The 10,668-nt window shown below is 59.4% G+C and carries 11 protein-coding genes; 8 read left to right on the top strand and 3 right to left on the bottom strand.

Going from position 1 to position 10,668, the window contains the following annotated elements:
- Window positions 1-100: 100 nt before the first annotated feature.
- Window positions 101-877, bottom strand: a complete 777-nt coding sequence (locus WCA53_RS09345) for an enoyl-CoA hydratase (RefSeq protein WP_423908329.1) — start codon at window positions 875-877, stop codon at window positions 101-103.
- A 130-nt stretch (window positions 878-1,007) separates the two neighbouring features.
- On the opposite strand from WCA53_RS09345, the gene paaN reads away from it, so the two are divergent.
- From paaN to paaK, 4 genes are all read left to right on the top strand, one after another.
- Window positions 1,008-2,717, top strand: a complete 1,710-nt coding sequence (paaN, locus tag WCA53_RS09340) for a phenylacetic acid degradation protein PaaN (protein ID WP_423908326.1) — start codon at window positions 1,008-1,010, stop codon at window positions 2,715-2,717.
- A 116-nt stretch (window positions 2,718-2,833) separates the two neighbouring features.
- A complete protein-coding gene (gene paaG / locus WCA53_RS09335) occupies window positions 2,834-3,631 on the top strand; it encodes a 2-(1,2-epoxy-1,2-dihydrophenyl)acetyl-CoA isomerase PaaG (RefSeq protein WP_423908324.1) in 798 nt (265 codons plus the stop codon).
- A gap of 32 nt (window positions 3,632-3,663) precedes the next feature.
- A complete protein-coding gene (gene paaI, locus WCA53_RS09330; protein ID WP_423908322.1) occupies window positions 3,664-4,095 on the top strand; it encodes a hydroxyphenylacetyl-CoA thioesterase PaaI in 432 nt (143 codons plus the stop codon).
- 74 nt (window positions 4,096-4,169) lie between these two features.
- Window positions 4,170-5,471 (top strand): phenylacetate--CoA ligase PaaK, encoded by a 1,302-nt coding sequence (gene paaK / locus WCA53_RS09325; protein WP_423908320.1) that lies wholly within the window; start codon window positions 4,170-4,172, stop codon window positions 5,469-5,471.
- A gap of 28 nt (window positions 5,472-5,499) precedes the next feature.
- Here the strand turns inward: paaK and WCA53_RS09320 are convergent, their stop codons facing one another.
- Window positions 5,500-6,663 (bottom strand): murein transglycosylase A, encoded by a 1,164-nt coding sequence (locus tag WCA53_RS09320; RefSeq protein ID WP_423908317.1) that lies wholly within the window; start codon window positions 6,661-6,663, stop codon window positions 5,500-5,502.
- On the opposite strand from WCA53_RS09320, the gene WCA53_RS09315 reads away from it, so the two are divergent.
- Window positions 6,662-6,784 (top strand): hypothetical protein, encoded by a 123-nt coding sequence (locus tag WCA53_RS09315; RefSeq protein ID WP_423908315.1) that lies wholly within the window; start codon window positions 6,662-6,664, stop codon window positions 6,782-6,784. The genes WCA53_RS09320 and WCA53_RS09315 overlap by 2 nt on opposite strands.
- A 35-nt stretch (window positions 6,785-6,819) precedes the next feature.
- Here the strand turns inward: WCA53_RS09315 and apaG are convergent, their stop codons facing one another.
- Complete coding sequence (apaG, locus tag WCA53_RS09310; protein WP_423908313.1) at window positions 6,820-7,194, bottom strand: Co2+/Mg2+ efflux protein ApaG; 375 nt, start codon at window positions 7,192-7,194, stop codon at window positions 6,820-6,822.
- 262 nt (window positions 7,195-7,456) lie between these two features.
- On the opposite strand from apaG, the gene rpe reads away from it, so the two are divergent.
- The 3 genes from rpe to WCA53_RS09295 all read left to right on the top strand — a co-directional run.
- The gene (gene rpe / locus WCA53_RS09305) at window positions 7,457-8,152 is read left to right on the top strand and encodes a ribulose-phosphate 3-epimerase (RefSeq protein WP_423908311.1); all 696 of its coding nucleotides are present in this window, start codon (window positions 7,457-7,459) and stop codon (window positions 8,150-8,152) included.
- A complete protein-coding gene (locus WCA53_RS09300; RefSeq protein WP_423908309.1) occupies window positions 8,149-8,898 on the top strand; it encodes a phosphoglycolate phosphatase in 750 nt (249 codons plus the stop codon). The genes rpe and WCA53_RS09300 overlap by 4 nt, the downstream gene beginning before the upstream one ends.
- Before the next feature lie 399 nt (window positions 8,899-9,297).
- Window positions 9,298-10,668 (top strand): anthranilate synthase component I family protein (locus tag WCA53_RS09295; protein ID WP_423908307.1); only part of this gene is annotated, 1,371 nt, incomplete at its 3' end.

The raw sequence follows: 10,668 nt of genomic DNA, 5'->3' as shown, positions 1-10,668 counted from the left end.
ACACCCCACATTCCCACTTCTCTTCGCCTCACCCAGAAGCGAAGAGGCCGAATTCTAGTGCTCCTGCCAACTTCGCGCAAGGGGTTTGATCGAATAATCTTCAACGGTGCTTGAAAACCGGCTTCCTCTTCTCGACAAAGGCAGCCATGCCTTCCTTTTGATCTTCAGTGGCAAAGAGCGAATGAAACATACGGCGCTCAAAGTGCACACCCTCGGCTAACGTCGATTCGTATGCGCGGTTAACCGACTCCTTGGCCATCATCACGGCGGGCAGCGAAAAGCTCGCGATGATCGTTGCTGCTTCCATCGCTTCGTCGATCAAGCGCGCGGCCGGTACTACGCGCGACACCAATCCCGCCCGCTCCGCTTCGTCCGCGTCCATGAAACGCGCGGTCAGGCACATATCCATTGCCTTCGCCTTCGATACAGCTCGCGGCAATCGCTGCGTCCCGCCCGCACCAGGAATCACGCCGAGCTTGATCTCGGGCTGCCCAAACTTCGCGGTGTCCGCGGCAATGACGATGTCGCACATCATGGCAAGTTCACATCCTCCGCCGAGCGCGAAGCCCGCCACCGCAGCGATGACCGGCTTGCGGATGGTGCGAATGGTCTCCCAATTGCGCGTGATGTAGTCGCCCTTGAACGCATCCATATAAGAGTAGCCGGCCATCATTCCAATATCCGCTCCGGCCGCAAACGCTTTCTCGCTTCCGGTGAGCACGATGGCGCCGATGTCTTCGTCGCCGTCGAATTGCTTCAGCGCAAGACCGAGTTCGTCCATCAGGGCGTCGTTGAGCGCGTTGAGCGCTTTCGGCCTGTGCAGCGTAATTAGCCCGACTCGCCCACGCACCTCAGTCAACAGATTCTCGAAAACCATTCACTCCTCCTGGATGAAATTGCGCGAAACGGGTCGCGCACCTGTCTCAATAAATGCTACCATTGATAAACCAACCGGTCGGTCAATTAATTGATCGACCGTCAACTCCCGTCACTTAATTTCCATCGACATGACACATTCGCTATTCACAAAGCACGAAGCGACGCTCGACAAAGCGCTTGGGGCCATTGCAACGCGAGGCTACTGGAGCCCATTTCCTGAAGGTCCCAGCCCCAAAGTGTACGGCGAAACGGCTAATGCGGACGGCGAAGCGGCGTTCAAAGCACACTTGAACAGGACGTTCGAACTCGACCAACCCACGACGGGCGAAACCATCGGCGCCGAAAAATCGCCCTTCGGCATTACGCTCGGCGTTACGTATCCTAAAGCCGACCCTGACGCCTTGCTGGCGGCATCGGCAGCGGCTCAACCCCGGTGGCGCGCCGCCGGCCCTGACGCCTGGACGGGTGTATGCCTCGAAATCCTGGCGCGGCTAAACAAGGCAAGTTTCGAGATTGCCTACGCGGTCATGCATACGACCGGCCAAGCCTTCATGATGGCGTTTCAAGCGGGTGGACCCCACGCGCAGGATCGCGCGCTTGAAGCGGTGACCTACGCTTGGGACCAGCTCCGCCGCATTCCCGCCGAAGCTTATTGGGAAAAACCGCAAGGCAAGAACGCACCGCTTGCGATGAACAAGCGCTTCACGGTCGTGCCGCGTGGTACAGGTCTCGTGCTCGGTTGCTGCACGTTTCCGACCTGGAACGGATATCCGGGCATGTTCGCCGATCTCGCCACGGGCAACACCGTTATCGTCAAGCCCCATCCTGGCGCCATCCTGCCGCTGGCAATCACCGTGCGGATCGCGCGTGAAGTTTTGCGCGAAGCCGGCTTCGACCCGAACGTCGTCACTTTGTTGGCCACGGAAGCGAACGACGGCCCTCTCGTCCAGGCCCTCGCGTTGCGTCCAGAGATCAAGCTGATCGACTTCACCGGCAGCACACAAAACGGTACCTGGCTCGAGCGTAACGCGCACCAGGCGCAGGTCTATACCGAGAAGGCCGGTGTCAACCAGATCGTCATCGATTCGGTCGACAACATGAAGGCAGTCGCGAGCAACATTGCCTTCTCGCTTGCACTGTATTCCGGCCAGATGTGCACCGCGCCGCAAAACATCTATGTGCCGCGTGATGGCATCAGTTCGAGTGAAGGACACTTGAGCTTCGACGACGTAGCCAAGGCGCTCTCGGCCGCCGTAGAAAAGCTTGTCTCCGACCCAGCTCGAGCGGTCGAACTGACCGGCGCCATCCAGAACGATGGCGTGATGGCCCGCATCGCGGACGCTCGGCAGTTGGGTGAAGTCCTTACCGACAGTCAGTCTCTTGCTCATCCCGCTTTCCCCGATGCACGCGTTCGCACGCCTCTTATGTTGAAACTTGATGCGACTGCCGACGCCACCAAATTGACGCAGGAGTGGTTCGGCCCGATCTCTTTTGTGATCGCGACGGATTCCACAGCACATTCGCTCGACCTGGCTGCGTCGATCGCGGCCGAGCACGGCGCACTCACCTTCTCCGTCTACAGCATGGACGACCCAGTTATTGAAGCAGCACACGACGCAGCCATTCGCGGTGGCGTGGCGCTTTCGATCAACCTGACCAGCGGCGTCTTTGTTAACCAGACAGCGGCTTACTCGGACTTCCACGGCACGGGGGCAAACCCCGCGGCGAACGCGGCGTTGTCCGATGCCGCGTTCGTGGCGAATCGCTTCCGGGTCGTCCAAAGCCGAGTGCATGTTGCACCAAAGACGGCGCCGGTAACAGTCAGCCAAACGGCATAGGAATCGCCCGGTCTCGCGCCGGAGGCATTGGCCATTCGGATGAATGGCGGGTGCTCCGGCGCGCGATTAGTATCGAAGGCATGCGTATTTACACACCGTAGCCCCTCGGAGACACCATGTCCGACCACGATAATTCGATCGTCTTCACCTTCGACAACGGCACGCACGTCGCCACGCTTACGTTGAACCGTCCGGACAAGCTGAACAGCTTCACGCGGTCCATGCACGAAGAATTGAGCAAAGCCTTGGATCAAGTCGAATCGAGCGATGCGCGCGCGTTGGTGATTACAGGTGCGGGACGCGCGTTTTGCGCAGGGCAAGACCTCGCCGACCTGGATTTCACGCCTGGCGCAATGACCGATCTGGGCGCGTTGATCGATGGCTACTTCAATCCGCTTGTGCGGCGGCTCCAGGCTTTACCCATAGCCGTGATAGCGGCAGTGAACGGCACGGCAGCTGGGGCTGGCGCCAATCTCGCCATGGCTTGTGATTTCATCGTCGCGGCACGTTCGGCCAGTTTCATTCAGGCGTTCGTGAAGATCGGACTTGTACCGGATTCCGGGGGGACATGGCTCTTACCGCGGCGAGTGGGCGAGGCGCGCGCGCTTGGGCTTGCTCTTACGGGCGACAAACTCGGCGCCGAGCAGGCGCAGCAGTGGGGCCTGGCTTGGAAAGTCGTCGACGACCAGGACTTGCAGGCGGCTGCAATGCAACTCGCCGCGCAGCTAGCACAGCAGCCGGCGAACGCGATCGCAACCATCAAGCGTGCGATCCGGGCTAGCGCGAACAATACGTTCGACCAGCAACTCGACCTGGAGCGCGACGCACAACGTGAACTCGGCGAGTCGCACGACTATGCAGAGGGCGTCGCCGCCTTCAAAGAAAAGCGGGCGCCTCGATTTAAAGGCCTTTGAAGCTCGATTCCTTAATCCCGGAGAACGCCGAAATGACGCCAGAAGAACTTGCCGATGCGACCGCGCAAGCCATGTATTCAGCTGACGCGTGTAGCCGCGCGCTCGGCCTCGAGCTTAAGGAAGTGCGTCCCGGCTATGCACGCATGCAGATGAACGTGCGCGACGACTTCCTGAACGGCCACGGCATTTGCCACGGCGGATTGATTTTCACGCTTGCCGACTCGACATTCGCGTTTGCCTGTAACTCATACAACATCAACACAGTCGCGTCTGGATGTTCGATCGAATTCCTGCGCGCGGTTCAAGGTGGAGATCGACTCACCGCCGAGGCTATCGAGCAATCGCTGACGGGGCGAACCGGAATCTACGATATCCGCGTGACGAATCGAGACAACGAAACGGTCGCTATGTTTCGCGGTAAATCGGCTCAGATAAAGGGGACGCTGATTCCTTCGCAAGCCTGATTAACCTAACCCAATTGGGGCTCGCACGAACTTCGCCGCGGGCCAGTAAATGACGATCGTGAAGGAGACATTCGATGACCACCCCGCTTCCACTCGACCCAATCGAAACGGCCAGCCGCGATGAACTGATCGCGCTGCAGCTCGAACGCCTAAAGTGGTCGCTCGCGCACGCATACGAAAATTCGCCGGTTTACCGCCGCAAATTCGATGAGGCGGGCGTACATCCGAACGACGTCAAAACGCTCGCGGACCTGGCTCGCTTTCCATTCACTACGAAAAAGGATCTGCGCGACAACTATCCGTACGGCATGTTCGCGGTGCCCCATGACCAGATTTCGCGCATTCACGCGTCCTCAGGGACGACAGGAAAGCCGACCGTAGTGGGTTATACGGCGAAGGACATCGACACCTGGGCGAACTTGGTCGCACGCTCCATTCGTGCTGCAGGCGCGCGCCGTGGCGACAAAGTGCACATCAGCTATGGCTATGGCCTCTTTACCGGCGGTCTCGGCGCTCATTACGGCGCCGAACGCGCGGGCTTGACCGTCATACCTTTCGGCGGCGGCCAAACCGAGAAGCAGGTACAGCTGATCCAGGATTTCCGTCCCGACATCATCATGGTGACGCCAAGCTACATGCTCTCGATCGCCGACGAATTCGAGCGCCAAGGCCTGCGTCCGGCGGATTCTTCATTGCGCATTGGCATCTTCGGCGCGGAGCCGTGGACCAACGAAATGCGTACGGCTATCGAGAACCGGATGGGTATTGATGCCGTCGATATTTACGGTCTGTCCGAAGTAATGGGACCCGGCGTGGCGTCGGAATGCGCTGAAACGAAGGACGGCCCGACGATCTGGGAGGATCATTTCTATCCCGAGATCATCGATCCGGAAACCGGCGAGGTCCTGCCCGATGGCGAACTGGGTGAACTGGTTTTCACGTCGCTGACCAAAGAGGCATTGCCGATCGTGCGGTACCGGACGCGCGACTTGACGCGGCTTTTGCCGGGCAGCGCGCGGACCATGCGCCGCATGGAGAAGATCACCGGGCGTTCGGACGACATGATGATTGTGCGCGGCGTAAATGTATTCCCGACGCAAATAGAAGAGTTGCTGCTGAAACAACGTGCCCTCGCGCCGCACTACCAGATCGTGCTGACAAAAGAGGGCCCGCTCGACGTGCTGACGCTCAACGTGGAACCGTGTCCGGAAACGTCCCCCGATATCAGCGTCCTCGATCACGCGAAAGCCGCCCTTGCTTACGACATCAAGGCATTGATCGGTGTCAGTGCGATCGTTACGGTCCTCGGCGTGAACGGGATAGAGCGGTCCGTGGGGAAAGCGCGGCGGGTGATCGATCGACGGAAGACGATTTGATCGGCCATGCGCCGATCCCGAGCCCTCGCTACGAATTAGGCAACAGCAGCCACATCCGCCCTGTTTGCTTCATCCGTCCGGCGAGATCGCCCGCGTCGTCTCCAAGTCCCCAGAAGTAGTCGGCACGCACACCGCCCTTGATCGCGGTACCCGTGTCCTGGGCGAACACCAGCCGGTTCATCGGCGCGTTGCTCAATGGGCGCGTCGTCTGTAAGAAGACAGGCGTGCCAAGCGGTATGGCCGACGGATCGACGGCAATCGAGCGTTCGGGCGTGAGCGGCACGCCGAGCGCGCCGACCGGTCCTGTGCCCACCCCTGCCGCAAGCGTTTCCGTTCCCGGCATCTCGCGGAAAAAGACGAAACGCGGATTGACGTCGAGCAATGCGTCCACGCGGGCCGGATTTGCCTTCGCCCATGCCTTGATGCCCTGCATCGTGGCTTGCGCAGGCGTCAGCTCGCGACGATCCAGCAACTCACGTCCGATCGACTTGTACGGTTGATTATTAGTCCCGCCGAAGCCGACGCGCATCGTGGTGCCATCCTCCATCACGACGCGCCCCGATCCCTGGACCTGGAGAAAAAATGCCTCGATCGGATCATCAACCCACACGAGTTCGTTGCCGTTCAGCACGCCCGAATTCTCGAGTTGTGCCCGCGCGGGGAGCGCCGTACCGGCCTTGAATCGATACGGCCATCGGTACAGTGCGTACTGATATTGCCCGTGTCGCGTGCGCGAGCCGCGCAACAGGGGCTCGTAGTAGCCGGTCACCAGACCGTCGAGCGTCCCGTCGGTGTTAGCAAACTGAAATGGCGTGAAGTACGCCTCGAAGAATTGACGGGCCGCCGTCATGTCGAGGTCATCAAGCTGTTGGGCCGCCGCGCATGCCCGACGCCAGTTGGCCTGCTGCGCGAGACGGCTGCAGTTCTGACGCAACGCGGCGGTTGCGCCGAGCAGCGTATCGTCCTGCCAGCCGGGAACTTGCTGCCAGCTAACTGCCGTCATGCGCCCGACTGCACGCTGCCCGGTGATAATCGGCGCGCCCGTAGGCGGCGCATTCAAACCGGAATTGATCGCACCGCCCCCGCACGAAGCGAGCAAGACCGCAGCCGCGAGGGAAATGCCCCAAGTCGCCGCTTGAGCGATAGAGCGGGTGAAACGCATACAATGTTCGTTCTTGATGAGAGCCGCCATGTCAGATCTATTCGACCAATACCCAATGCTTGTTTTCGCGCTTGAGTCGCTCGTTGCGCTTTTCCTTCTTGTTTTCATCGTCGTCTGGACCAATTCGGGCAAGAAGAAAAACAGACGCTAGGAAACGCAGAGGCGCTTGTTACACCGCGCCTAGTTTCAATGCAGCGTTCGCGGCATATGCAATGAAAACTCCGGAATGGGTACATCAAAACGCTCGCAATCTTCAGCCACGCAAAAATAGGAACCGCGCATGCTGCCGACCGGCGTCGCGATGACCGCCCAACTGGTGTACTCGAATTTTTCACCTGGCGGCAGCAAAGGCTGGTTGCCCACCACACCCAGTCCCTTGACCTCCTGAACCACGTTGTCGCTGTCGGTGATGATCCAGTGGCGCGAAATGAGTTGCGCCGCGATCTCACCGGTGTTGCGAATAGTCAAGGTGTACGCGAACGCGTACTGATGCGCGTCCGGATCTGATTGCTCGGGAAGGTATCGCGTTTCAGCCGATACGCTGAATTCATACTGGCTCATCGCTTTTCCAATTCAAATGTATTGCGCGGGTTCGAACCCGGCGCGCAAAGGACAATGCAGGACAATGCACTACGACCCGGGACGGCCCGGTTGCGTGAACGTTCGGTGACGCATTCTCCTTTATGCTGCGGGTACCCGCAACAGGCGTCCGGCAGGCACGCTCCGCCCGAAGCGCGAGCGCGTCAGCGTTAGCCGCCCGGCCAGCGGTCAAAACCCGCATCACACGGTAAAATGAGTTTCCTGTTCGCTACCGGCCGACGTCATGACGCAATTCCGCCTGTCCCCCAGCATTTTGTCCGCCGACTTCGCCATTCTCGGCGAGGAAGTTCGCAATGTAGTGGCGGCCGGTGCCGACTGGATCCACTTCGATGTGATGGACAACCATTACGTGCCGAACCTCACGATCGGCCCAATGGTCTGCGAGGCGCTTCGCCCGCATACCGACGTGCCGATCGACGTGCACCTGATGGTGCGCCCGGTCGACCGGATCGTGCCGGACTTCGCAAAAGCCGGTGCCAATGTGATCAGTTTTCATCCACAAGGTTCGGATCATATCGATCGTACGCTGTCACTGATCCGGGATCACGGCTGCAAGGCCGGCCTCGTGTTCAACCCGGCGACGTCGCTCAGTCATCTCGATCACGTCATGGACAAAGTCGACTTGATTCTGATCATGTCGGTGAACCCCGGATTCGGTGGGCAATCGTTCATACCTGAAGCGCTTAATAAGTTACGAGAGGCCCGTCGGCGTATCGACGAGTATTGCGAGCGGACCGGTCGCGAGATTCACCTGGAAGTGGACGGCGGGGTCAAAGTCGACAACATCCGGGAGATAGCGGAAGCCGGAGCGGATACGTTCGTGGCTGGATCGGCGATTTTCGGCCACCACAATTACCACGATGTCATCGCGCAAATGCGCGCGGAACTCGCCAAAGTCCATACCGGGGAAGACCAATGAGCGATCTCACGGCAGACCTTCCGGCGTTCACGAACAAGACGCTGCGAGCCGCGATCATCGATCTCGACGGAACCATGATCGATACAGCCGGCGATTTCACCGTCGCGTTAAACGCCATGCTGATCCGTATAAACGCAAAGGCGACGGATCGGGAAGAAGTGATCGGCTACGTTGGCAAAGGTTCGGAAAATCTGATCCGCAATGTGCTGGCCGCACGTTTCTCCGCCATGGAAGCCGCCGCGAAGTTCGACGACGCGCTGGCCTTTTATCAGATGGAATACGCTCACATCAATGGGCAAAACGCAACGGTCTACCCGGAAGTCGTGGAAGGCTTGAAAGCGCTGCGCGAACTGGGTTTGACGCTTGCGTGCGTGACGAACAAACCGCATCGCTTCGCCGTGGAATTGCTGGTCAAGTTCGGCTTGGCTGAATATTTCAAGGTCGTTCTAGGCGGAGATTCCGTCGCGCAGAAAAAGCCGGAACCCATGCCCATGCTTGTCGCGTGTGAGCGGCTCGACGTGCTGCCACGTGAAACCGTCGCCATCGGGGACTCCGAGAATGACGCGCTGGCCGGCCGCGCAGCAGGCATGGCGACGCTCACCGTACCCTACGGCTACAACCATGGCAAATCCGTGCACTCGGTAAAATCCGATGGTATAGTTTCTTCCCTGCTGGCAGCCGCACGCGCTATCGCAGCAACCATCGCCGCGCCTGATGATGCCGGCGCGACAATATCGAGTGACTAGTTCAATCCTCATGTTTCTGAACAAAAAACGGAGTCTGAGCAGCATCGACCGGGGAGCCTGGCCCTGGCGTCGCTGGTCGCGCTAACCTCGCCTGAGGATCGCCGAAGCATCGCTTCGGCAACCGTTTTTTGTTTCGCTGCGCCCTCCGCGCTCCGAATTCGCCCTTTTGTCTGACCGGTGCCTGCTGAATCGCATCGCTTGCTACGCCAATTTTCATCACACTCGCATCCGACGCATGCGCACATGAGACGAAAATCGGGAGTGGCGCGCGACGCTTCGCCGGGTACGGCAAAAGCCCCGGCGAAATTCGCGTCACGCGGTAACACGGTCGCAACGCCATATGCACCCCAATGCACTGATGTCGCGCAATCCAACGAGCGGCACGAAAAGGATCAGAACATGACCGAACTCGAATTCCAATCGCTAGTGAATGAAGGTTTCAACCGCATTCCGATGATCGCCGAGGCGCTTGCCGACCTCGAAACGCCGCTTTCCCTGTATCTCAAACTGGCTCAGACCGAGCGCAACGGGGCGAACTCCTTCCTGCTCGAATCGGTGGTCGGGGGGGAGCGCTTTGGGCGCTATTCCTTTATCGGCTTGCCGGCCCGCACAATGATTCGCGTGCAAAACGGCGTGTCGGAAGTGGTAAAGGACGGCGAAGTGATCGAACGGAGCGAGGCGGATCCGCTTACGTTCATCGAAGAATTTCAGAAGCGTTTCAAGGTCGCGCAACGTCCGGGATTACCGCGTTTTTGCGGTGGCCTGGCGGGATATTTCGGCTATGACGCGGTACGTTATATCGAGAAGAAGCTGGCTCATACGGCGCCGCACGACGATCTTGGTCTACCCGACATCCAGTTGCTGCTGACGGAGGAAGTCGCTGTCATCGATAACCTCGCGGGCAAGCTTTATCTGATCGTCTACGCCGATCCGGCCGTGCCTGAAGCCTTCACGAAAACAAAGCAGCGCCTTCGCGATCTGCGTATGCGCCTGCGCGCGACGGTGCAACCACCGGTGACATCGGCAAGCGTGCGCACGGAGACGTTTCGCGAGTTTGCGAAGGAGGATTACCTCAACGCGGTCCGCAAGGCGAAGGAATATGTCGCGGCGGGCGAGTTGATGCAGGTCCAGATTGGCCAGCGGCTGGTGAAGCCGTTCCGCGACAATGCGCTCTCGCTTTATCGTGCGTTGCGTTCGCTGAATCCTTCGCCGTATATGTATTACTACAACTTCGGTGGCGAATTTCATGTAGTGGGGGCATCGCCGGAAATCCTGGTCCGCCAGGAAAAGCGCGGCGACGAGCGCATCGTGACGATTCGTCCGCTCGCCGGCACGCGCCCGCGTGGCAATACGCCCGAGCGCGATGCCGAACTCGCCACCGAATTGCTGAACGATCCGAAGGAAGTCGCCGAACACGTGATGCTGATCGACCTGGCGCGCAACGATGTCGGCCGGATCGCGAAGACCGGATCCGTACTCGTGACGGACAAGATGGTGATCGAGAAATACTCGCACGTGCAGCACATTGTGAGTTCGGTCGAAGGCAAGCTGAAGGACGGCACGACCAATTTCGACGTATTGCGCGCGACTTTCCCGGCCGGAACGTTGTCAGGCGCGCCGAAAGTGCGGGCGATGGAAATCATCGATGAACTGGAGCCGTTGAAGCGCGGCCTGTACGGCGGCGCATGCGGTTACTTGTCGTTCACCGGCGAGATGGATCTCGCCATCGCGATTCGCACCGGCCTGATTCACAAGGGCAACCTGTACGTC

The sequence above is a fragment of the Caballeronia sp. genome, from assembly GCF_049581465.1.
Classification (GTDB): domain Bacteria; phylum Pseudomonadota; class Gammaproteobacteria; order Burkholderiales; family Burkholderiaceae; genus Caballeronia.
This window is presented reverse-complemented; position numbering and strand designations above follow the sequence as displayed.